The sequence below is a fragment of the Pectobacterium atrosepticum genome (assembly GCF_000740965.1).
In the GTDB taxonomy this organism is placed as follows: domain Bacteria; phylum Pseudomonadota; class Gammaproteobacteria; order Enterobacterales; family Enterobacteriaceae; genus Pectobacterium; species Pectobacterium atrosepticum.
Map to the genome: position 1 here is coordinate 4,092,971 of NZ_CP009125.1, position 23,051 is coordinate 4,116,021.

17 protein-coding genes are annotated in these 23,051 nt (G+C 51.2%); 8 read left to right on the forward strand and 9 right to left on the reverse strand.

The features are described 5' to 3' along the window. Positions 1-170: 170 nt before the first annotated feature. Together GZ59_RS18100 and GZ59_RS18105 are read left to right on the forward strand one after the other, a co-directional pair. Entirely contained in the window at positions 171-677 is a 507-nt protein-coding gene (locus tag GZ59_RS18100) for a DUF3060 domain-containing protein (RefSeq protein WP_039293641.1), read from the forward strand. Between the two features lie 115 nt (positions 678-792). Beyond that, positions 793-1,104, forward strand: a complete 312-nt coding sequence (locus GZ59_RS18105) for an ArsR/SmtB family transcription factor (RefSeq protein ID WP_011095281.1) — start codon at positions 793-795, stop codon at positions 1,102-1,104. A gap of 130 nt (positions 1,105-1,234) precedes the next feature. Here the strand turns inward: GZ59_RS18105 and GZ59_RS18110 are convergent, their stop codons facing one another. Then, positions 1,235-3,535, reverse strand: a complete 2,301-nt coding sequence (locus GZ59_RS18110) for a TonB-dependent siderophore receptor (protein WP_039293645.1) — start codon at positions 3,533-3,535, stop codon at positions 1,235-1,237. 426 nt (positions 3,536-3,961) lie between these two features. Between GZ59_RS18110 and GZ59_RS18115 the strand changes: the two genes are divergently transcribed. Beyond that, the gene (locus GZ59_RS18115) at positions 3,962-4,945 is read left to right on the forward strand and encodes a helix-turn-helix transcriptional regulator (protein WP_039293647.1); all 984 of its coding nucleotides are present in this window, start codon (positions 3,962-3,964) and stop codon (positions 4,943-4,945) included. 108 nt (positions 4,946-5,053) lie between these two features. After that, entirely contained in the window at positions 5,054-6,382 is a 1,329-nt protein-coding gene (locus GZ59_RS18120) for an MmgE/PrpD family protein (protein ID WP_039293650.1), read from the forward strand. 12 nt (positions 6,383-6,394) lie between these two features. On the opposite strand, the gene GZ59_RS18125 is transcribed toward GZ59_RS18120, so the two are convergent. From GZ59_RS18125 to pdhR, 6 genes are all read right to left on the reverse strand, one after another. Beyond that, complete coding sequence (locus GZ59_RS18125; RefSeq protein ID WP_011095286.1) at positions 6,395-7,582, reverse strand: dienelactone hydrolase family protein; 1,188 nt, start codon at positions 7,580-7,582, stop codon at positions 6,395-6,397. 132 nt (positions 7,583-7,714) lie between these two features. Then, on the reverse strand, positions 7,715-8,338 hold the full coding sequence (locus tag GZ59_RS18130; protein WP_039293652.1) for a hypothetical protein: 624 nt from the start codon (positions 8,336-8,338) through the stop codon (positions 7,715-7,717). A gap of 248 nt (positions 8,339-8,586) precedes the next feature. Continuing rightward, entirely contained in the window at positions 8,587-10,011 is a 1,425-nt protein-coding gene (lpdA, locus tag GZ59_RS18135; RefSeq protein ID WP_039293654.1) for a dihydrolipoyl dehydrogenase, read from the reverse strand. Positions 10,012-10,247: 236 nt separating this feature from the next. After that, positions 10,248-12,125, reverse strand: a complete 1,878-nt coding sequence (gene aceF / locus GZ59_RS18140) for a pyruvate dehydrogenase complex dihydrolipoyllysine-residue acetyltransferase (RefSeq protein WP_011095289.1) — start codon at positions 12,123-12,125, stop codon at positions 10,248-10,250. Between the two features lie 14 nt (positions 12,126-12,139). Beyond that, on the reverse strand, positions 12,140-14,803 hold the full coding sequence (aceE, locus tag GZ59_RS18145; protein WP_011095290.1) for a pyruvate dehydrogenase (acetyl-transferring), homodimeric type: 2,664 nt from the start codon (positions 14,801-14,803) through the stop codon (positions 12,140-12,142). Positions 14,804-14,945: 142 nt separating this feature from the next. Beyond that, positions 14,946-15,710 carry a pyruvate dehydrogenase complex transcriptional repressor PdhR gene (gene pdhR, locus GZ59_RS18150; protein ID WP_011095291.1) on the reverse strand — a complete coding sequence of 255 codons (765 nt, stop codon included), beginning with the start codon at positions 15,708-15,710 and terminating at the stop codon, positions 14,946-14,948. Positions 15,711-16,381: 671 nt separating this feature from the next. On the opposite strand from pdhR, the gene GZ59_RS18155 reads away from it, so the two are divergent. From GZ59_RS18155 to GZ59_RS18165, 3 genes are all read left to right on the forward strand, one after another. Then, positions 16,382-17,740 carry an amino acid permease gene (locus GZ59_RS18155; protein ID WP_011095292.1) on the forward strand — a complete coding sequence of 453 codons (1,359 nt, stop codon included), beginning with the start codon at positions 16,382-16,384 and terminating at the stop codon, positions 17,738-17,740. 190 nt (positions 17,741-17,930) lie between these two features. Next, on the forward strand, positions 17,931-19,364 hold the full coding sequence (locus tag GZ59_RS18160) for a glycoside-pentoside-hexuronide (GPH):cation symporter (RefSeq protein ID WP_011095293.1): 1,434 nt from the start codon (positions 17,931-17,933) through the stop codon (positions 19,362-19,364). After that, positions 19,342-20,298, forward strand: coding sequence for a glycoside hydrolase family 43 protein (locus tag GZ59_RS18165; RefSeq protein WP_039295251.1), 957 nt, complete (start codon positions 19,342-19,344; stop codon positions 20,296-20,298). The genes GZ59_RS18160 and GZ59_RS18165 overlap by 23 nt, the downstream gene beginning before the upstream one ends. Before the next feature lie 36 nt (positions 20,299-20,334). Here GZ59_RS18165 and ampE read toward each other — a convergent pair whose 3' ends face one another. After that, entirely contained in the window at positions 20,335-21,189 is an 855-nt protein-coding gene (gene ampE / locus GZ59_RS18170) for a beta-lactamase regulator AmpE (protein WP_039293657.1), read from the reverse strand. Next, the gene (gene ampD / locus GZ59_RS18175; RefSeq protein WP_011095296.1) at positions 21,186-21,761 is read right to left on the reverse strand and encodes a 1,6-anhydro-N-acetylmuramyl-L-alanine amidase AmpD; all 576 of its coding nucleotides are present in this window, start codon (positions 21,759-21,761) and stop codon (positions 21,186-21,188) included. Before ampD ends, ampE begins: the two co-directional genes overlap by 4 nt. A 418-nt stretch (positions 21,762-22,179) precedes the next feature. On the opposite strand from ampD, the gene GZ59_RS18180 reads away from it, so the two are divergent. Further along, a complete protein-coding gene (locus tag GZ59_RS18180; RefSeq protein ID WP_039293659.1) occupies positions 22,180-23,040 on the forward strand; it encodes a nucleoside-specific channel-forming protein Tsx in 861 nt (286 codons plus the stop codon). Positions 23,041-23,051: the final 11 nt, after the last annotated feature.

A 23,051-nucleotide genomic window follows, 5' to 3' on the forward strand; every position in this document is an offset into this window, starting at 1 on the left:
ATTTAACCATGCAATATGTGGGTTTTTAACAATATAACGTGATTAAGCATCGTCTAAAGACGCAGCGATAATCAGAATGTTCGCAATAGAGTCTGAATAAGTGTTAACAGATGATAGGTGCCCCCACGGCAATGATGCCGGATGGCTTCATTGATAACAGGAAAGACTCCATGAAGATGAAACGATATATGCACGTGATTTCTGCCACACTTCTGGCGTTCACCGCATCTGTCTATGCCGCACCTATTGAGCTGGAGGGTATCGGCTTAACACGCGATATTCCTTGCAATGGCAATGATGTCAGTATTTCAGGCAACGGCAATAACATCGCACTCACAGGCAAATGTGCCGCTATTTCCGTCACGGGTTCCGAGCACAACGTAACATTCGATACCGCGACATCCCTTACCGTGACCGGTTCCGAGATTGCCGTTACAGGTCAATCAACCGGAGACCTGACCGTCGCCGCCTATAAAAACACGATCCGCACTCACATTATTGCCGATGATAAGCCAGTAAAGGTGAACGTAACTGGCACAGAACATCATCTCGATTTGGATTTTAAAGGGCCTGCTCTGGTCTCCTTCAATGGCATCAGTAACCGCCTATCATGGGGCGGAACAGAGCCGCAATTCTCGTCTAGCGGCGCCAATAACGTCATCAAACAAAAGCCCTAGCCTGCATTTTTTCTCTGACGTTACCAGTCAAGTTGGGGAGAAATGTGGCAATGATATGGTAAGCTCAATACATTAGATATCACTAAATTAGTCAGTCGCGCAGGATGGTATGAATATGGCGTTGAGCAATGCGGATCGGGAATTCATGCAGGACGGTGCGGCAAAAGCCGCGGCATTGCTGCGCGCGATTGGCAACGAAAACAGGCTGCTGGTACTTTGCTTGCTTATCGAGCACAGAGAAATGTCAGTTGGTGCGCTGCTTGAACACATCCCGCTGAGTCAGTCCGCTCTCTCGCAACATCTGGCGAAAATGCGTGAGGAAGGGCTGATTAGCTATCGACGCGAATCACAAACGCTGCACTACCGCATCGAAAATCACGACGTAGAAAAAATCGTCGCCACCTTAAAAGCCCTTTTCTGTCCCTGATAGCGATAATAAAAAATTTCTGGGAGAAATTTTTAACGTTGCGCCGCAACGGCTCGCAGGGATGGCGCGCCATAAAAAACGCCACGGGATTTCCCGTAGCGTTTGCGACTCAGTATGACGGGTATAAGATCTAGAACGACGTATTCACGCTGACAAAGAAAGTCCGTCCCGGTTCGTTGTACGTTGCCGCACCTGCACCCGCAATGGTGACAACGTTGTTGTTCACCACATCCTGCGCATTACCGGCACGGAACAGCCGCTTATCAAACAGGTTATCGATCCCCCCTGTCACGCTCAGATTCTTATTAAATTTGTAGCTACTGCTTAATCCGAACAGCGCATAAGGGCTTAATTCATTGGTTGCGCTACCGGTTACGCGATCGCCTTTATAGTTATACATCTTCGGTTTCTGACGACCATACCAGGTCACATCAGCCAAGAAGGAAAGCTTCTCCGTCGCCTGCCAGTCCACCGATGAATTCAGGGTAAATTCCGGCGTAATCGACAAATAATCGCCCGTGGTTTTATTTTTTGATTCCAGCATCCAGGTCAGGTTATTACGCCAGTTGATCGTCTCTGTGACAGGAACGGTCAGGTTACCTTCCAATCCTTGAATGACGGCTTTCGGTACATTTCCCCATTGGAAGATATTGGCGTTGTTGCGACCCGTATTGTTTCCACCTACAGCGTTACCAATGACATTGTTTCCTGATTCAATTTTGTTGCGGTAATCATTGTGGAAGTAGGTGATACCAGCAATCAAACCGTCGCGGTGAAACTCTAAACCAATCTCTTTATTCAGGCTGGTTTCCGCTTTCAGGTCTTCATTGCCGATCAGGTAGCAAGCAGTACCGCCAGAACAACCTTGTCCACGGCTATAAAGGATGTAGTTCTCGTTAGTCTGGTACAGATTCGGCGCTTTGTAAGCGCGGGCGATACCCAGCTTCAACGTGTAATCGTCACCCAATTCCTGCGCTAGGTTGAGCGACGGGCTCCAGTTGGTGCCTGCCGTGCTGTGATTATCGACACGCAGCGCCGGTGTCAACATGGTGCTTTGCGTCAGTTGGATATTATCTTCCACGAAAGCGGAAGCCAGACGAGCAGAGGATCGCTCACTACGGCCACCACTACTAAGAGAACCCACACTGCCCGCTTCAGTTGTCGTCTGCGAGTTAGAAACTGGATCCTTCATCTTCTGTTCGTTCCACTCAACCCCGAACGTTAGCACCTGATCGACCCAGACATTGAGCGGAAGATTCACTTCGTTATGCGCAGTGAAATTATCCAGCTTTATCGTGCCATATTGGTTCGGACTCGTCGTATCAAAAATACCTTCTAAACCGCCAGACAGTCCCTCAAGGATGCGGGTATTGTGCGTACGCTCGTATTGCAGATACGACGTAGAGCTGACGCCGCTGTCCCAGTAGCCGCGATGCGTGACCGCAAAATTCTGGCGGTACATACGGTTAGTTTCCTTGCCATAATTGCTTACGACAAGCGGATTAGTATTGGTATTTTGCGAATCGCCCGCATAGATATTGCCCTGACGACTGGAGCCGGCTTCAAACTCCAGCGACTGCTGCTTAGTCATATCCCAACGTAGCAGGCCGCTGATATCTTTGTTGCGCACCCCTTCACGCCCAGAAGGCAGTGAAGCGGACTGATTACCGGCACGCGCTGACTGATGTCCTTCATTAATATCGCGCGCATCAGCCTCGGTTTTATTCAGATTACCGTAGAGGCGGAAGCTCAGGCTATCGGTCAGGCCGCCCATCAGGCTGAAATCGGTACGCTTGGTCGCACCTTCCGCGCTATGTTCCGGCGCGTTCAGATAAGTATTCCAGGTACCGTGCCATTCTTGCATCGGCTGTTTGGTGATGATGTTGACCACACCGCCCGCTGCGCCGTTACCATAGCGCGCCGCCGCTGGGCCGCGCAGCACTTCAATGCGCTCCACCATATCAGCAGGCACCCAGTTGGTGTCACCGCGGGTATCACGCTCGCCACGCCAGCCATAACGCACTTCTGTACGGCTCGACACCGGCTTGCCATCCACCAGAATCAGGGTGTTTTCTGGTCCCATGCCGCGGATATCGATCTGGCGATTGTTACCACGCTGGCCGCTGGTTGAGTTACCGGACAGGTTTACGCCCGGCATGGTGCGAATGAGTTCTGACAGATCGTTAGCGGGCGGGCGCTTGCTGATATCCTCAGCCGTAATCACCGATACACCTGGAGCTTGACGCGTTTGCTCCGCAGCCGTCACCACCATCGTATCGCCCGATGGACTGCTTTCGGCCTGATTCTGCACCTGAGGGGCAGGTTCTGTTGAAGGAATGGTCGAGGTCTGCGCCGCACTCAGAAACGAAGTCATCCCGCAGCTAACGCCAATGAGCGTCGCCAGATAACGGCGCGATTGTGGTAATTTCATCAAAATTATCCTGCCCTGTAAGAAATGAATAAGTAGCCTGAAAAAGGTTCAGCATCGTGATTGGTGCAGCGACACCTAACGACCATCAGCAAAGGCGCTGAATAACGGCGGAGATAAAACGCGCAGACATGGCGGTTATCGGGAGAGAAGCGTCATACAAACGGGGCATCACGTATCGTTGTTATGAAATACTGTGTGTAGTCAATCAGCCCTTTTCTCCGCATTGCCGGAAATGGAAAATACATTTATCGTGCAATGTGACCTCTCCAACGAAAAATGCTATTGAGAAGTATTTGCATTACCATTTTGGCGCGGTCATTGTTACATTTGTCATTCAGGACGGGGTTTGCTCTAGCAGCAAAATGTTTTGCCAAAGCATCAAAATGGAAGGCGCAGGTCGAAGGGTTTAATCAGGTAGGTAATCACGTGCGCAGCTTCACTCAGTCATCAAAGCCGATCTTCAAAGATCACATCGTTCAGCAATCGAGTCTGGTCGCGAATAATTACCGTTTTATTGGTCCCCGGTTGATCGATAACACGCCGGTGCTATTTGGGTCTTTCACGGTTGTGCAGCTCAATCCGCATCTGATCCTGCATACTGCGGATGTGATTAATCGTCACAACATGAAAACCCAAAACCTGCTGGATAGCGCGATCAAGCTAGCCATTGTGGTGAGCGGCAATGCGCATATTTCATTTGGCCATCAGGAACTGCATCTGGGAGAGAGCCAGCCAGCTTCGCTGATTGCGCTGACGGAACCGACGATGTTTACCCGCATCGGTAAGCGTGATGAATATGAACGCACCATTACGCTGACGTTCGATAGGGAATGGTTGTACGGCAATATGATGGATACCGTTGGCGACTGGCAGGCCATCCACGATTTCACGCAGACCCACCTTGCGACACACTTATGGACACCGTCCCGGCAGGCGCGGGCAATTGCCTTACAAACGCTGGATGCTAATCCTTGCCAAACGCCGCTCCAGCGCCTTTATCTGGAAACGCAGTGCATGAGCCTGATTATCGAAGCCTTTACTTCACTGACCGCCAGCGTGGCACAGGAGAAAAGCAGCGGTGTCACCTTACGCGGTTACCATCGTATCCAGCAGATCAGAGACATGCTGGAGAGCGGTAGCGCCGATCATCTTTCAATGAGTGAAATCGCTAAAAGCGTCAACATGAGTGAAAGCACGCTGCAGCGCCATTTTCGCCAAACGTTCAATATGAGCGTTTTCGAATACCTGCGTAACTGTCGCCTACAACGCGCCATGCTAGCCTTGCAAAAAGACGGCATCGGTATTGCACAGGCGGCCAGCATCGCGGGTTACAACAGCCCCGCCAACTTTGCCACCGCGCTACGCCGTGCATTCGGCATTACACCCGGGCAGCTAAAAGACCGCTTCTGATTCCGCTCGTTAATAACCAAATGGAATTTATTATTCCGTTTGGTTATTAATCGCCATTTGGCGATACACAGTAAATTAGTATTTTTCTGCCAAGATGCCTGACAACTCATGACCAATCAGACTGATATCACCGCAACGCTTGCCCACCACATTATCCATAGCGAGCCAAACCAAGACGCGATTGATGCCGCCCGTGAAGGGGTGACTGACTTCATCTCCACCGCGCTCCCGATCGCACAGGGTGCGATTGCCGATAGCGGGCTCGCGCCGTTAAAGCAGGTATTCAGCGGCACGGACAGCCTGACGCGAAGTCTGATTTTGGGTTATGCCGGCCACGTACTGGATTTTGACGATTATCATCCGGCGTTTCGCGGCCACCCCAGCACCGTTATTCTTCCCGCGCTGTTTGCCCTTGCCGCGGAGGATTCGTCCGTTACGGAAGACGCATTTTTGACGGCCTATGTGATAGGCGTAGAAGCCGCTGGCAGAATCGGGTTGGCATGCGGCCCGCGCCATTACAGCCTCGGTTACCACAACACAGCAACGCTCGGCGCTATCGCCGCCGCCGCCGCCGCTGCACGTCTGGCTGGCGCGTCGGTAGAACAGACACAAACCATTCTTGGCTTAGCCGCCACACAGGCCGCAGGGCTGAGAGCGCAGTTTGGTTCGGCGGTCAAACCGCTACACGCCGGACTTGCCGCCAGAGCAGGATTAACCGCCGTTAAGATGGGATTAGCAGGCTTCGAGGGCAACAAGCAGTTGGTAATTGAGGCGTTTCTTGCCGCGCATGGCGATCAAAAACAGCAGCCAGCGCTGCTGGTTGAAAACTGGGGAGCGCCGTGGCGCATTCTTTCCCCCGGTCTGGAATTCAAACGCTACCCAACCTGTGGTGGAACCCACAGCGCCGCCGAAGCCGCGTTTGCACTACGGGAGCAGTGGCATAAGCAGAACGGCGCGGATGCCGATCTGGCAGACGCCATCGAAAGTATCACGGTGACCTTCCCACCGGGTGGCGACGTTGCTCCTTTTATCCGTAACGCGACCAACGGCGTCGAGGCACGATTCAGTCTGGAATATGTGATTGCGGCGGCACTGATTGAAGGGGAACTAAAGCTGACGCATTTTTCAGAAGCGCCAGTTGAAGCAGCGATCGCCGCACTGGCGAATCGAGTCATACGCCGCACCGATGAAACCGCGCCACCCGATGAGCTTGACCCAGAAGCGCGTTTTCATGAAGTTACGCTGCATTTGCGTGACGGTAGCGCCCTAATTCAGCGCACAACGCGTCAGGAAACATCGGCACGCCCCACCGATCTGCGAGCCAAATTGCAGCAAACCATCGGTTCTCTGGCGCATCTCGACAGTAACCAGATCGCCGATCGTTGCACATTACGGCAAGAAGGCGATCTTCGCTATTTACTTGGGCTGTTGTTTTAACAAAATACTGGTTTAACGGGATGCGGGCTTTAACCATTGATCCAGAAAGCTAAAGACTTCGTCCTGCTGTTCCTGATAGAAAACATGTCCCAGTTCAGGCCAGATCTTGGTTTGCAGCTTGCTTTCCGCCTGTTGGGATTGCCACACCTTGTGCATTTTGGCGTAGGCATCCTCAACCGAGATCGTCGGGAACAGCTTATCTTTACCACCGTTAAACAACAGCATCGGCTTCGGTGCCGCCACGCTCGCCACATCCGGGAAATCAAAGCGCGTCGAAAGCCCCGGATGCAGCATATAGAATGCCGACTGCCCTCTGAGTACGTTATTACCCGGCGTCATTAACCCGTCGTATGTACCAATCCAAGATACCGCCGCGGTTGCCGCTACCTTGTCGGACAGCGCTGCTAGCTGCCAGGCACGATACGCACCCATTGAAAAACCAACGACGCCGATACGTTGTTTGTCAACCTGTTCAAGCGATGCCAGAAAATCCGTCGCCCGCATATCTTCGTAGGCCATCAGACCGGCGAGTGAACGCCCAAGATTAAAGAAATTGCTCGCCAGCGCCTGCTGCTGCTCATATTTTATCGGGCCGCGCGCTCCCCAGCCGAGCGCATCCACCGCCAATACCACATAGCCCCGCTTCGCCAGTTCATCCCCGACAAAACGACCGGTGAAAAACTTATCGGCCCACGCCTGTGCAGAAGCTAGCTGTTCGTTATTGCCCCATGGTTTGATCATCTTCTCTTTGCCGATATCAAACTTGGCGCCGTGGTCATGCAGCAGGATCACCGCCGGATGCGGCCCCGCGCTTTTTGGTGTTAGGAGCAGTGCGTCTACACGACTTTCATCAGTGAGGTTGAAGGCGACTTTCTCTGCAGTGTAACTGCCGCGATCCTGTTTTTCAATCGCCTGAGGCGCAAAGTCTTTAGTAGAGTCAGGCGTCAGAAGCAGCGAACGTAGCGTTTTTCTCGACTGGGATTGCCACTGGCTAAAATCTGCAAAGTTCCCAGATAGCCAGGAGTCGGAGTAGGTCATCTGCTGTTTAAGCTGCGGATAAAATGAAGGCAGCCCTTCATCCGTCACCGCCTGATCCGCCGCTATTTGAGAGTGAGGGTTCATATCGTTAGCCATCAGTGAAGGGCTGGCAAGCAACGCCGCCAGTAGCAAGACAGAAGAGCGTAAGACATTAAGATTCATCATAACCTCAAAAATAAAACATCGTTTCTTTTTTGAGGTTTGATTGTAATTGACGTGGCTAAAAATAAACGGACGGAACGTGTATTCTGCGAAGCCATAGGCAAAAAAATTTATCGCAGTAGTAGGACGACATCAGGCTACTGATTCGTCTCGTTTGCGTTCAGCCACCAGCACAACCCCTTTTCGCGATTCATTCGGTGCAAGGCTCCAGATATCGCTTTCGGGAATACTACGACCATCGTATCGGATTCGTTCTCCGTCATACGGCCAGAAAGCACGCTGTTCTGAGTCGAATACAAATACCTGAATACCAACCTCTTTACGTGCCATACGTGCCCACAACGCCTTCCCACCAGGGAATTGAACGTTATCACTCACCAGCACGATGCCGTCATTAATGAGCGCCTTATACATAGCGCTAGCGACATTGGCGTTTCGTTCACGTTTAGTGACAATCACACCTTCAACCTGAGCAAGGTTGTCATCCACCAGTTGCAGGTTCTCGTAATAACCGATGACCGCCAAAATAGTTTCAGTTTCGTCATCGCTGTTACGGGATTTCAGGTCAATTTTTGCGACGACAACATGCCGTAAATCACCGTTAACGTCATCAGGCTCTCCATATATGGCAACGCCGTGATGCCGCTCATTATGGATATAAATATCCACAGCGCGACCGTTCACACTCGTTTCGCCAATTTTCCGATATTCCCGCGCCATAGTGGCGGGGCTATATGACATTGGAAGAATCGCCATATCAAAACTCCCGCTATCGTTGAGTACTGGTGACATTGTAAGCATAGCCTGTTGCTCGTCGTTGGGGCCTATAATACCAAACATCATGCGTATTTATTAGCCAATTTACGCGGTAGCATTCCCAAACAAACATTGCGCCATGGCAGAGCTGGGAAACAGTTAACCCAATGATCCAGTGCCACAGGCAAAAAAAATCCGGCACCTTTACGGTACCGGATTAGATTTACGCTATTCGAACCTGAGAGAGCTTACTTCTTCTTCGCTTTCGGGTTCGGCAGGTCAGTGATGCTGCCTTCAAAGATTTCAGCAGCCAGACCAACAGACTCATGCAGCGTCGGGTGCGCATGGATGGTCAGCGCGATATCTTCCGCATCACAACCCATTTCGATCGCCAGACCGATTTCGCCTAACAGTTCACCACCGTTAGTACCGACAATCGCACCACCGATAACACGATGTGTTTCTTTGTCGAAAATCAGTTTGGTCATACCTTCAGCGCAATCAGACGCGATAGCACGGCCAGACGCCGCCCATGGGAAGATCGCGGTTTCGTAGCTGATGCCTTTCTCTTTGGCTTCTTTCTCAGTCAGACCCACCCACGCGACTTCCGGTTCGGTATAGGCGATAGAAGGAATCACTTTCGGATCGAAGTAGTGTTTCTTACCGGAGATCACTTCGGCAGCAACATGGCCTTCATGCACGCCTTTGTGCGCCAGCATCGGCTGACCGACGATGTCGCCGATAGCGTAGATGTGCGGCACGTTGGTGCGCATTTGTTTATCAACATGGATGAAGCCGCGATCGTCAACTTCCACGCCCGCTTTACCTGCATCCAGATTTTTACCGTTCGGTACACGACCGATAGCAACCAGAACTGCATCGTAACGCTGTGGCTCGGCTGGCGCTTTTTTGCCTTCCATCGTCACATAGATGCCGTCTTCTTTGGCTTCTACTGCCGTCACTTTGGTTTCCAGCATCAGATTGAACTGCTTGCTGATACGCTTGGTGAAGACCTTAACGACATCTTTGTCAGCGGCCGGAATCACTTGATCGAACATTTCAACGACGTCGATCTGTGAACCCAGAGCATGGTAAACCGTACCCATTTCCAGACCGATGATACCGCCGCCCATAACCAACAGACGTTCTGGGACGCTTTTCAGCTCCAGCGCATCGGTAGAATCCCATACACGCGGGTCATCATGAGGAATGAAAGGCAGTTGGATCGGACGTGAACCCGCAGCGATAATCGCGTTATCGAAGTTGATTGTCGTTTTGCCGTTTTCACCGTCAACTTCCAGCGTGTTGGCACCCGTAAATTTGCCCAGACCGTTAACGACCTTAACTTTACGGCCTTTCGCCATACCAGCCAGACCACCGGTCAGTTGGTTGATGACTTTTTCTTTCCACAGACGGATTTTATCAATGTCGGTTTTAGGTTCACCGAACACGATACCGTGTTCCGCCAGTGCTTTGGCTTCTTCAATGACTTTAGCGACGTGCAGCAGGGCTTTGGAAGGAATACAACCCACATTCAGACACACCCCACCCAGCGTGGAGTAGCGCTCTACCAGTACGGTTTCCAGACCCAAATCCGCCGCGCGGAATGCAGCAGAGTAACCCGCGGGGCCGGCACCAAGTACCACTACCTGAGCTTTAATTTCAGTACTCATCATGACCTCTTAATTGATTTCCGGCGGGTCTGTGACGTCACACCCGTCATCATTCAGATTTAGGGCGCATTTTTAATAACGCCCTCTTCCACCGGGACGTGTCTTTGCCACTGTAGTTTACAAAATCGTTAACAATTTTGAAACAACAAGCGACTAACGATTTGTCCTTGATCACTGACAGCTGTAACAAATAACAGCTTATCAGAAAAAAGCCGGCCGTCAGGCCGGCTTTTCGATTACATCACCAGACGGCGGATGTCAGACAACGTATTGTTAATAATGGTAATGAAGCGAGCACCATCAGCACCGTCAATGACTCGGTGGTCGAAGGAGAGAGACATCGGCATCATCAGACGCGGAGTGAACTCTTTACCATTCCAGACCGGTTCCATCGCGGACTTAGACACACCAAGAATAGCAACTTCCGGCGCATTGACGATCGGCGCAAAGTGCGTAGTCCCGATACCGCCCAGGCTGGAGATAGTGAAGCACCCGCCCTGCATTTCGCCAGCGGTCAGCTTACCGTCACGTGCTTTCTTGGAGATCGCCATCAATTCACGAGACAGTTCGACGATACCTTTCTTGTTCACGTCTTTGAACACTGGAACCACCAGACCATTCGGGGTATCAACTGCTACACCGATGTTGATGTATTTCTTCAGCGTCAGACGTTGAGCATCTTCAGACAGTGAACTGTTGAAACGAGGCATTTGCTCAAGCGCAGCAGCAACGGCTTTCATGATGAAGACAACTGGGGTGATTTTCACATCCAGTCTGCGCTTCTCAGCTTCCACGTTCTGCTGTTTGCGGAACGCTTCCAGATCGGTGATGTCAGTTTTATCGAAGTGCGTAACGTGCGGGATCATCACCCAGTTACGGCTCAGGTTAGCACCAGAGATTTTCTGGATACGGCCCAGTTCCACTTCTTCAACTTCACCAAACTTGCTGAAATCGACTTTCGGCCATGGCAGCATGCCCGGCAGACCGCCGCCAGCGGCAGCAGTTGGCGCAGCTTCAGCTCGTTTCACGGCATCTTTCACGTAAGCCTGAACGTCTTCGCGCAGGATACGGCCTTTACGACCAGAACCCTTCACTTTCGCCAGATTCACGCCGAATTCACGTGCCAGACGACGGATAACCGGCGTCGCGTGAACGTAAGCGTCATTCTCAGCGAACTCGCCCTTGCCTTCCGCTTTCGCTGCCGGTGCAGCAGCAGATTTTGCCGTCGGAGCCGGTGCAGCCGCTTCCTGCTTAGCAGCCGGAGCTGGTGCAGCGCCTTCGACTTCGAAGACCATGATCAGTGAGCCGGTTTTAACTTTATCGCCGGTGCTGATTTTGATTTCTTTAACCGTACCCGCAAACGGCGCAGGGACTTCCATCGAAGCCTTGTCGCCTTCAACGGTGATCAGTGATTGCTCAGCCGCGATTTTATCGCCGACTTTAACCATCACTTCAGTCACTTCAACTTCGTCGCCGCCGATATCTGGTACGTTAACTTCTTTCGCCGCAGAGGCCGCTGGTGCAGCAGCAGGTGCCGCTTCAGTTTTCTCTGCTGAGGCTGCAGGTGCGCTGCCCGCCACTTCGAAGACCATGATCAGAGAACCGGTAGAGACTTTATCGCCATTGCTGATTTTGATCTCTTTAACCGTACCGGCGAAAGGTGCCGGAACTTCCATAGAAGCTTTGTCGCCTTCTACAGTGATCAGAGATTGTTCAGCAGCAACAGTGTCGCCCACTTTAACCAGTACTTCGGTCACTTCAACTTCGTCACCGCCGATATCCGGTACGTTAACTTCTTTCGCCGCGGAGGCCGCAGGTGCAGCAGCCGGAGCGGCTTCTTTCTTCTCTTCTGCCTTAGCAGGTGCAGCGTCAGCTGCACCGTCGGCGGAATCGAAAATCATGATCAGTTTGCCGGTTTCAACTTTGTCACCGACAGAGACTTTAATCTCTTTCACGACACCCGCCTGCGGAGAAGGGACTTCCATAGAAGCCTTATCACCTTCAACCGTGATCAGCGACTGTTCAGCTTCAACTTTGTCGCCAACCTTCACCAGCACTTCGGTGACTTCAACTTCATCTGCACCGATGTCCGGTACGTTGATTTCGATAGCCATGTAATCTTTACCTCTTATGCCAGACGCGGGTTAACTTTATCTGCATCGATGTTGAATTTAGTGATGGCATCTGCAACCACTTTCTTATCGATTTCACCGCGTTTAGCCAGTTCACCCAGAGCCGCAACCACGACGTAAGACGCATCCACTTCGAAGTGGTGACGCAGGTTCTCACGGCTGTCAGAACGACCGAAACCGTCAGTACCCAGTACGCGGTAATCGCTCGCCGGGATGAAGTTACGGATTTGCTCAGCAAACAGCTTCATGTAGTCAGTAGATGCAACCGCTGGCGCATCGCTCAGTACCTGAGCCACGTAAGGTACGCGCGGCGTTTCGGTCGGATGCAGCATGTTCCAACGCTCACAATCCTGGCCTTCACGTGCCAGTTCAGTGAAGGAGGTTACGCTGAATACGTCAGAACCGATGCCGTAGTCTTTCGCCAGAATCTGAGCCGCTTCACGAACGTGACGCAGGATAGAACCAGAGCCCAGCAGCTGAACTTTACCTTTGCTACCCTCAACCGTTTCCAGCTTGTAGATACCCTTACGGATACCTTCTTCCGCACCCTGCGGCATCGCAGGCATGTGGTAGTTTTCGTTCAGCGTGGTGATGTAGTAGTAAATGTTTTCTTGCGCTTCACCGTACATACGGTTCAGACCGTCATGCATGATGACAGCCACTTCATAAGCGTAGGACGGATCGTAAGAAATACAGTTCGGGATAGTCAGAGACTGAATGTGGCTGTGACCATCTTCGTGCTGCAGACCTTCGCCGTTCAGCGTTGTACGACCAGAAGTACCACCGATCAGGAAGCCACGCGCCTGTTGGTCACCCGCTGCCCAGCACAGATCGCCGATACGTTGGAAACCGAACATGGAGTAGTAGATGTAGAACGGGATCATTGGCAGATCGTTGGTGCTGTAAGACGTTGCCGCCGCCAGCCAGGAAGAACCTGCGCCCAGTTCGTTGATCCCTTCTTGCAGGATCTGACCTTTTTCGTCTTCTTTGTAGTAAGCAACCTGCTCACGGTCCTGCGGGGTGTACTGCTGACCGTTCGGGCTGTAAATACCGATCTGACGGAACAGACCTTCCATACCGAAGGTACGCGCTTCATCGGCGATGATTGGAACCAGACGATCTTTGATAGACGGGTTCTTCAGCATCACGTTCAGAGCACGAACGAAAGCGATCGTGGTGGAGATTTCTTTATTCTGCTCTTCCAGCAGCGTGCGGAAATCTTCCAGCGTTGGCAGTTCCAGCTTTTCGCTGAAGTTAGGCTGACGGGTTGGCAGGTAGCCTTCCAGTGCCTGACGACGCTCGTGCAGGTATTTGTACTCTGCAGAATCTTTATCAAAGGTGATGTACGGCAGTTTTTCGATGTTTTCATCGCTAACTGGCACGTTGAAACGATCGCGGAAGTAACGCACGCCTTCCATGTTAATTTTCTTAACCTGGTGAGCGATGTTTTTACCTTCAGCCGCGTCGCCCATACCATAACCTTTAATGGTATGCGCCAGAATAACTGTAGGTTTGCCCTTGGTCGCCTGCGCTTTTTTCAGTGCAGCGTAGACTTTCTTCGGATCGTGACCACCACGGTTCAGTGCCCAAATTTGATCGTCGGTCCAGTCTTTAACCAGTGCAGCCGTCTCCGGATATTTACCGAAGAAGTGCTCACGCACATAGGCACCATTTTTGGATTTGAAAGTCTGGTAGTCACCGTCAACGGTTTCGTTCATCAGTTGGATCAGTTTACCGCTGGTGTCTTTACGCAGCAGTTCGTCCCAACGTCCGCCCCAGATAACCTTGATAACATCCCAGCCAGCACCGCTGAAGATGCCTTCCAGTTCGTTAATGATTTTGCCATTACCGGTAACTGGGCCATCCAGACGTTGCAGGTTACAGTTGATAACGAAGACCAGGTTGTCCAGTTTTTCACGGGTCGCGATGGTGATCGCACCTTTGGATTCTGGTTCATCCATTTCACCGTCGCCCAGGAAGGCATAAACGGTTTGCTTAGAGGTGTCTTTCAGGCCGCGGTGTTCCAGATATTTCAGGAATTTAGCCTGGTAGATCGAGCCAATCGGGCCCAGACCCATAGAAACGGTCGGGAACTGCCAGAATTCCGGCATCAGTTTAGGATGCGGATAAGAAGACAGACCTTTACCGTGAACTTCCTGACGGAAGTTGTTCATCTGATCTTCAGTCAGACGGCCTTCAAGGAAGGCACGAGCGTAAACGCCCGGAGAAATGTGGCCCTGGAAGTAGACCAGGTCGCCGCCGTCCTGCGCATTGCGAGCACGGAAGAAGTGGTTGAAGCACACTTCGTAGAATGTGGCGGAAGACTGGAAAGAAGCCATGTGGCCGCCCAGATCCAGATCTTTTTTCGAGGCACGCGACACAGTCATGATCGCGTTCCAGCGAATCGCTGAGCGAATACGGCTTTCCAGATCCAGATCACCTGGGTATTCCGGTTCGTCTTCCACAGCGATGGTGTTGACGTATTGACGCGCAGCCAGACCAGCAGCAACACTTACGCCGCCTTTACGTGCTTCACTCAAGACCTGATCTATCAGGAACTGAGCGCGCTCAACACCCTCTTCACGGATGACCGATTCGATCGCCTGCAGCCAGTCGCGGGTTTCGATCGGATCCACGTCATTATTTAAACGATCTGACATGGTTATTCCTTATCTTCTTTAATCAGTTAGTTTATTGGAGCCTGTCTTCCTGCATTCTGGCTTAGGTTTCGCCATAAGCAAAACGCATGAAGACAGGCTCATCGTCGTCATTGCCGCATTCAGAGCCCCAAAGTACGGATGCTCAATCCCTGCGTTGCTGGAGCCGACGCAGCGATCTCTCGCGCCGACTATGTTCCCGGTTAAGATCCAGCAATACTTCCTCAATAAACGCCAGATGGCGATGTGATGCTTCGCGCGCCTTTTCTGGCTCACGGGCAACAATAGCCTCAAAAATGCTGGCGCGATGAACGCTCACCTGAGCCAGCACTTCACGGCTCAAATAAAGCAATTCAAAATTCTGCCTCACGTTCTGTTCGAGCATCGGCCCCATACAGCGCACCAAATGCAGCAAAACCACATTATGCGTGGCTTCTGTTACAGCAACCTGATACTGCATAACGGCTTCTGACTCGGCGTCCAGATCGCCCGCTTCCCTCGCCTTCTCAATCACGGCATGACAATCCCGGATACGTTGCAGATCCGACTCTGTGCCACGCAACGCAGCATAGTAGGCAGCAATGCCTTCCAGCGCATGACGCGTTTCCAGAAGATCGAACTGTGATTCGGGATGTGTGCTCAGTAATTCTGCCAGCGGATCGCTGACACTTTGCCATAGATTGGCTTGAACGAAGGTACCACCACCCTGACGGCGCAAAAGGAGACCTTTGGCTTCCAGGCGTTGAATGGCTTCTCTCAGAGAAGGGCGGGAAACATCGAACTGTTTTGCCAGTTCGCGCTCCGGTGGGAGCTTCTCGCCGGGGCGCAAGGTTCCCTCAAGGATCAGAAACTCCAGCTGCTGTTCAATCACATCTGACAGTTTGGGCTGACGGATCTTGCTGTATGCCATAGTGAATTCTTCTCTGCGAATGGCGCGGAGTCAATTGGTAATACCAATTTCAAAAACGTGACGCTAAAGTAACAAAGTATTCACCTTCTGTCCATAAGGACCTTGAGCTAAATCACCAATCCCAACAGATTTTAACAATTGCACGAGAAACATGCGGCAAAGTGATAGCCCGCCTGTGGTATGACCATTAATCCCCCCTGTCTATATTTTAACTTTTTTGAAACGTAAAGCAGGCAATGCTGAACCGTTTAAATGCACAAATAGTGAATTATTATTCAAAAAATAAGACTTTTTATTCTTACAAAGATAGCGGAATTACCAATAGCTCCCTAACAGGGTAAACATCATTCTTACCGCGGGGATAAAGAGATAATAAAAGGGAGTAAGCCCAAAGAGGTATTACCCCTCAAATTCTCCATCGGTTCTCTCATCATTAGGGGTTCAATTAAGGAGGAATAACAATTTTGATGTCACGATAGTTTTTAGTTATCAGACTATAAGAAATCAGTGCAATCTTGCGCACTTACCACTATTCTCTGGCAAACGGTAGATATTTTCTTATTTTAAGAAATACCATTCCGTAAAAATAAAATTACACAAACGTACAGTCACTAATACGTGTGTTCGTTCACACCGTGTTTTTTACTTGCACTGGCAGAGGGTTAAATTTGATGGATAATCAACAAACGGACGGCACGCTAAAGCGTGGTTTAAAAAACCGTCATATTCAGTTGATTGCCTTGGGTGGCGCGGTAGGTACTGGCCTCTTTCTGGGTATTGCGCAAACAATTAAAATGGCTGGGCCATCGGTCCTGTTAGGCTATGCAATTGGCGGCCTGATCGCGTTTCTCATTATGCGCCAACTGGGTGAGATGGTGGTGGAAGAGCCGGTAGCCGGATCGTTCAGCCACTTTGCTTATAAATATTGGGGCGATTTCGCTGGTTTTGCATCTGGATGGAATTACTGGGTGTTGTATGTTCTGGTCGCCATGGCCGAACTCAGCGCCGTAGGGATTTACGTTCAGTACTGGTGGCCAGACATTCCGACTTGGGTGTCCGCCGCCGTCTTCTTCCTGCTGATTAACGCCATCAATCTGGCGAACGTCAAAGTCTACGGTGAGATGGAGTTCTGGTTTGCCATCATCAAAGTCGCAGCGATTATTGGCATGATCGCCTTTGGTGGCTGGCTGCTAATCAGTGGTACAGGCGGGCCGGAAGCAACCGTAACCAATCTGTGGGCGCAGGGCGGATTCTTCCCCAATGGCGGGCTAGGTCTGGTTATGGCAATGGCCGTTATCATGTTCTCATTTGGTGGCCTCGAACTGGTCGGGATTACCGCAGCAGAAGCGGATGACCCAGAGAAAAGCATTCCGCGCGCCACCAATCAAGTTATCTACCGTATTCTGATTTTCTACATCGGTTCACTCGCTATCCTGCTGTCACTTTACCCATGGGGCAAAGTGGTGGAAGGCGGTAGTCCGTTCGTCATGATCTTCCATGAGCTGAACAGCAACGTCGTGGCGACAATACTGAACGTCGTGGTACTGACCGCAGCGCTATCGGTGTACAACAGCTGTGTTTATTGCAACAGCCGCATGCTGTTCGGGCTGGCGAAACAGGGGAATGGACCGAAAGTACTGGAAACCATCGATAGCCGTGGCGTTCCCGTTGTTGCTATCGGTATCTCTGCGCTGGCGACGGCGCTCTGTGTACTGATCAACTACCTTATTCCCGGCAAAGCGTTCGAGCTATTAATGGCACTGGTTGTGTCTGCTCTCGTGATTAACTGGGCGATGATCAGCTTAGCGCACCTGAAATTCCGTGCGCAGAAGGATAAAGAAGGCACAGTGACCAAGTTTAAAGCGCTGCTTTATCCGCTGGGTAACTACATTTGCCTGCTGTTCCTGGCGGGTATACTGGTCATCATGTTCCTGACGCCGGGCATTCAGATTTCCGTCATGCTGATTCCAGTCTGGCTGATTATTCTGGGCGTGGGCTACTTCATCAAAAAGAAAAATCAGGCGAAGTAAGCCTCAGCGTTCATACCCTATCCCATTCTTTTCCATGGCCGACTCTGTCGGCCATTTTCATATTTGCTATATCCATCACACTTTGCCCCACCCGACCCATTTGTCCATTTTTGCAACCGATTTCATACGCTCTTTTATCCCTAGCGAAGGGAATAATCGTGTTTACACGTTAAGCACAGGAGTCGTATTCATGAAGAACAACGCACTGTCAGTTAAAGAAAAGATCGGCTACGGAATGGGTGACGCAGGATGCAACATGATTGGCGGAGCCATCATGCTATTTCTGAGCTATTTCTACACGGATATCTATGGGCTATCGCCCGCCTTGGTCGGCACCCTGCTACTCTCCATCCGCGTTATCGATGCCGTCACGGATCCGATTATGGGCGCGATCGCCGATCGAACCCAAAGTCGATGGGGTCGCTTTCGGCCTTACCTGCTTTGGGTTTGCGTACCCTACGTTCTGTTCAGCGTACTCATGTTTACCACACCGGACTGGAGCTACAACGGCAAAGTCATCTATGCCTTCGTCACCTATTTCCTGATGTCGCTGACCTACACCGCGATCAACATCCCTTACTGCTCGCTGGGTGGCGTGATCACCGCGGACCCGCATGAGCGGGTTTCCTGTCAATCATACCGCTTCATTATGGTCGGTATCGCCACGCTCATTCTCTCCTCAACGTTACTGCCAATGGTCGAGTGGTTCGGCGGTGAGGACAAAGCACGCGGCTACCAAATGTCGATGGGCGTAATGGCGATTATTGCCTTATTCATGTTTCTGTTTTGCTTTGCCACGGTTCAGGAACGGATCAAACCTGCCATCCCTACCAATGATGCACTGAAAGCGGATCTGAGAGACGTCTGGAAAAACGACCAATGGCCGCGGATCCTGCTGTTAACCTTGTGCAACGTCTGCCCCGGATTTATTCGCATGGCGGCCACGATGTACTACGTCACCTGGGTGATGGAAAAATCAGTCTCATTCGCCAGCCTGTTTATCAGTCTCGGCGTAGTCGGCATGATGTTCGGCAGCGCGTTAGCAAAGCCGCTTACCGACCGTTTCTGCAAGCTGAAAGTGTTTTTCTGGGTCAACATCGCACTGGCGATCTTTTCCAGCGCCTTCTATTTCTTCAACCCTCATCTCACCAGTTTTATTCTGGTGATGTACTTCCTGCTGAATATCCTGCATCAGATCCCTTCACCGCTCCACTGGTCTCTGATGGCTGATGTGGATGACTATGGCGAGTGGAAAACGGGCAAGCGCATCACGGGGATTAGTTTCTCAGGCAATCTGTTCTTCCTGAAAGTCGGGCTGGCGATTGCGGGGGCCATGGTGGGCTTCCTACTGTCCTACTATGGCTATGATGCCAATGCCAAACAGCAAAATGCAGAGGCAATGAATGGCATCATTATGTTGTTCACCATCATTCCCGGCGTAGGTTATTTGATCACCGCAGGCATTGTGCGTTTACTGAAAGTCGATCGCCAGCTCATGCAACAAATACAAATTGATCTGGAAAAGCGCCGTAATAACTATCGAGAACTGAGCGATAGCCACGGCGGTCCGGCACTCAACGTAAAAACAGGAGGAAAGAATGATGAACCCACATCAATGGCCTAACCCACTGATTGAGCAACGGGCAGACCCTTTTATTCTTCGTCATACAGATGGTCAGTACTATTTTATTGCCTCAGTCCCCGAATACAATCGGCTCGAAATTCGTCGGGCCAGCTCGCTGGAAGCACTTCCCCACGCTACCCCGGTGACGATCTGGCGCAAGCATGAACACGGCCCCTTAAGCGCACTGATTTGGGCACCGGAACTGCATGTAATTGATGGCAAATGGTATATCTATTTCGCCGCAGCACCGACGGAGGAAATCAAGGAGGGGTTATTCCAGCACCGCATGTTTGTATTGGAATGTGCAGACAGCGATCCACTTACAGGCCACTGGGTTGAAAAAGGCCGGATTTACACGCAATTCGATACCTTCTCACTGGATGCCACGCACTTTGAACATCGTGGAAAGCGCTACTATCTGTGGGCGCAAAAAGATCCCGCCATTGCGGGCAACTCGAATCTGTATCTGGCGGAAATGGAAAACCCGTGGACGCTGAAAGGCACGCCCGTCATGTTGAGCAAACCGGAACTGCCGTGGGAAGTGATAGGTTTTAAAGTCAACGAAGGCCCCGCCGTCATTAAGCACGGCGAACGCCTCTTTATCACCTATTCAGCCAGTGCCACCGATGAAAATTACTGTATCGGCTTACTGTGGGCGAATGCGGATAGCGATCTGTTGAACCCGACAAGCTGGCATAAATCGCAGCAGCCGGTCTTTACCACCAGTTGGGAAAACCGGCAATTTGGGCCGGGGCATAATAGCTTTACCCAAACAGAAACGGGCGAGGATGTGCTGGTTTACCATGCCCGCAATTACACAGAGATCGAAGGCGATCCGCTGTATGACCCGAACCGCCACACCCGGATTAAAACATTCAGCTGGGATCGTAACGGCATGCCGGCGTTCGGTGAACCTCCCGCAGACAGGCAATAAACGAGAAACGGGTGCGTTGGAGCGTATGTTGGGAAATCAGACCAGCGCACCGTATATCGTCAGGAGTGCGACCACGACCACCAGCGCCAACGTCACCTTTTTCGCCAGCGTTACAGCAGCTTTGGGCGTTTCTACAGGCTCAATGTGGGATTCACGCGCCAGAGAAAATTGAGCCAACTGAGTTAACACCCAGTATTGCGAGCTGCGGGCATCCCCCAGCGATGCGAACCAAGCTGGCAGCGCTTTTTCGCCGTGGCCCAGCAAAGCGTAAGCAGCACCAGCCAAACGAGCGGGAATCCAGTCAAGCCAATGCAGCAAACTATCAACACCGGACTGTGCGCGTTCCAGCGGCGTGTGGTGCCGTGCCAGCCAACTCTGTCTGGCACGTAAAAATGCGTATCCCATCAGCGTAATCGGCCCGTAAGGCCCAGCTACGACGAACCAGAATAGCGGGGCTAAATAGAACCGGAAGTTTATCCACAGCAATGCATTTTGCAGTTCTTTCAATTGCTCACTTTCGCTCGTGCCCACTGGCAGACCGTGAATCAACGCCAGTTCAGCCGCCATTTCACGGCTGGCGTCCGACTCGCCGCGCTGCGCCGCCTGCAAATAACGCCGATAGTGCTGACGAATTTCACCCGCGCCAATGCACATTAGGCTGATGACGATCCACAGCAAAAGAGAAATCAAGCCAAACAGAATACCGCTCGTTAGCCACAGCAGAGCAGCCACCACGCCCATACTACACAGCGTCAGGAACAGCGTTTGAAATAAAGACGGAGGCGAAACATGCCGAAATATCACCTCAAGCCGGTGATCGATCTGCCAGTGCTCTCCCTGTTTGAACAACCGTTCCCATGCCAGCGTAAGCAACAGTGTAAACAGCGTCATTGGTCTAGGCTCCCTTTGTTCTCTGTCCAGTTTTCTTGTAGCAAACGATGATAGCCGTCCCAGTCAAATGCAGGGCCGGGGTCGGTTTTACGGCCTGGAGCGATATCGCTATGCCCGGTAATTCGCGACGGCGTGATGGGATAATCCCGCATTAATAGGTGCGTAATCGCAGCCAAAGCGTGATATTGCTCCGTGGTAAAAGGCAGCGTATCTGTGCCTTCCAGCTCGATACCAATAGAGAAATCATTGCAGCGTTCACGTCCTTCAAACACCGAGACACCAGCATGCCAAGCACGCTCATCGAAAGACACATACTGTGTGGTTTGTCCGTCGCGGCGGATCAGGCAGTGGGCTGCTACGCGTAAATGGGAAATATCGGCGAAATAGGGATGCGCCGTAGGATCCAAGGTAGCGGTAAACAGTTGATCAATATACGGGCCACCAAACTCACCGGGCGGCAGACTGATATTGTGAATCACCAGTAAGGAAGGCACCTCATTATTTGGGCGACCATCATAATGCGGCGAAGGCGTGTGTGTAATGTCGGATAACCAGCCATTTTCCAAAAGCATCGGCGATAACCTCGCATCGTATCGTTAGCCGGCTGAATCAGGCGAAAAATCTATTTCAGGAGTAAAACAATTGGAGCCAAAAGTCCTTGTATCAAAGATACCATGTTTCACACCATCCTATCTATCCAACTGGATATCAATAGGTTTTACCGTTCGTTTTGTGATATTCCCGTCGCCTTTCTGCCTATACTTAATACCGATGCCCTTTTTATCAAAGTAAAATCCCCAACACCATTATGTGATTAAAATCACATAACAAATGTAATAGCGCAATAAAAGGCAACCGTTTTCGTGCATTGCGTCTATTTTTACTTAGAATGCATGACAAAATTATCTTCTGATTTTTTTAGATATTACCAAAACTTATTTTTCGGTCTTACGCACGACATAAATAACGTCTAACACTATGGTACTTAACATGAAAAAAACTTTCGCCGCAGGTGCCTTGCTCGCACTGTCATGCTCAATGCCAGCCCTTGCTGACGACAATAAAGCCGAATACCTGTCCGACTGGTGGCATCAGAGCATTAACGTCGTCGGCAGCGCCCACACGCGCTTCGGACCGCAGTTGAGCAGCACGACCTACCTGGAATACGAAGCATTTGCGCGTAAAGACTGGTTCGATTTCTACGGCTACGCCGATGTGCCTAAATTTTTCGGTGGTGATCCCGACAGCCGCGGCATTTGGGACAAAGGCTCTCCGCTGTTTGTCGAGATCGAACCGCGCTTCTCTATTGATAAACTGACGGGAGCTGACCTCAGCTTTGGTCCGTTTAAAGAATGGTACATCGCCAATAACGTTATCTACGATCAGGGCCGCAATAGTGGTTCACGCCAGAGCACCTGGTACATGGGCTTAGGCACCGATATTGATACCGGCACCGATCTGTCTCTCTCATTGAACGGTTATGCCAAATACCAATGGCAGAACTACGGCGCAGCGAACGAAAATGAGTGGGATGGCTACCGCGTAAAAGTGAAATACTCTTACCCGCTGGGCTCTCTGATGGGCGGTAACGTCTCTTATATCAGCTTCACCAATTTCGATTTCGGTTCAGAACTGCGTGATAAATCGAATTCAAGCCGCACTAACAACTCCATTGCCTCCAGCCATATTTTGGCGCTGGGCTACGACCACTGGCACTACTCTTTCGTCGCACGTTATTTCCACAATGGCGGCCAATGGGCTGATGGCGCAGAACTCAATTTCGGCAAAGGCCCGTTTGAAGTGAAATCTACCGGCTGGGGCTACTACCTGGTCGTCGGTTACAACTTCTAAAATCATGTTTT

Bases quoted from the DNA above. Each gene is read 5' to 3' on its own strand.
- GZ59_RS18100 (WP_039293641.1), top strand. From the start codon at position 171: ATGAAGATGAAACGATATATGCACGTGATTTCTGCCACACTTCTGGCG.
- GZ59_RS18105 (WP_011095281.1), top strand. From the start codon at position 793: ATGGCGTTGAGCAATGCGGATCGGGAATTCATGCAGGACGGTGCGGCA.
- GZ59_RS18110 (WP_039293645.1), bottom strand. From the start codon at position 3,535: ATGAAATTACCACAATCGCGCCGTTATCTGGCGACGCTCATTGGCGTT.
- GZ59_RS18120 (WP_039293650.1), top strand. From the start codon at position 5,054: ATGACCAATCAGACTGATATCACCGCAACGCTTGCCCACCACATTATC.
- GZ59_RS18125 (WP_011095286.1), bottom strand. From the start codon at position 7,582: ATGAATCTTAATGTCTTACGCTCTTCTGTCTTGCTACTGGCGGCGTTG.
- GZ59_RS18130 (WP_039293652.1), bottom strand. From the start codon at position 8,338: ATGGCGATTCTTCCAATGTCATATAGCCCCGCCACTATGGCGCGGGAA.
- lpdA (WP_039293654.1), bottom strand. From the start codon at position 10,011: ATGAGTACTGAAATTAAAGCTCAGGTAGTGGTACTTGGTGCCGGCCCC.
- aceF (WP_011095289.1), bottom strand. From the start codon at position 12,125: ATGGCTATCGAAATCAACGTACCGGACATCGGTGCAGATGAAGTTGAA.
- aceE (WP_011095290.1), bottom strand. From the start codon at position 14,803: ATGTCAGATCGTTTAAATAATGACGTGGATCCGATCGAAACCCGCGAC.
- pdhR (WP_011095291.1), bottom strand. From the start codon at position 15,710: ATGGCATACAGCAAGATCCGTCAGCCCAAACTGTCAGATGTGATTGAA.
- GZ59_RS18155 (WP_011095292.1), top strand. From the start codon at position 16,382: ATGGATAATCAACAAACGGACGGCACGCTAAAGCGTGGTTTAAAAAAC.
- GZ59_RS18160 (WP_011095293.1), top strand. From the start codon at position 17,931: ATGAAGAACAACGCACTGTCAGTTAAAGAAAAGATCGGCTACGGAATG.
- GZ59_RS18165 (WP_039295251.1), top strand. From the start codon at position 19,342: ATGAACCCACATCAATGGCCTAACCCACTGATTGAGCAACGGGCAGAC.
- ampE (WP_039293657.1), bottom strand. From the start codon at position 21,189: ATGACGCTGTTTACACTGTTGCTTACGCTGGCATGGGAACGGTTGTTC.
- ampD (WP_011095296.1), bottom strand. From the start codon at position 21,761: ATGCTTTTGGAAAATGGCTGGTTATCCGACATTACACACACGCCTTCG.
- GZ59_RS18180 (WP_039293659.1), top strand. From the start codon at position 22,180: ATGAAAAAAACTTTCGCCGCAGGTGCCTTGCTCGCACTGTCATGCTCA.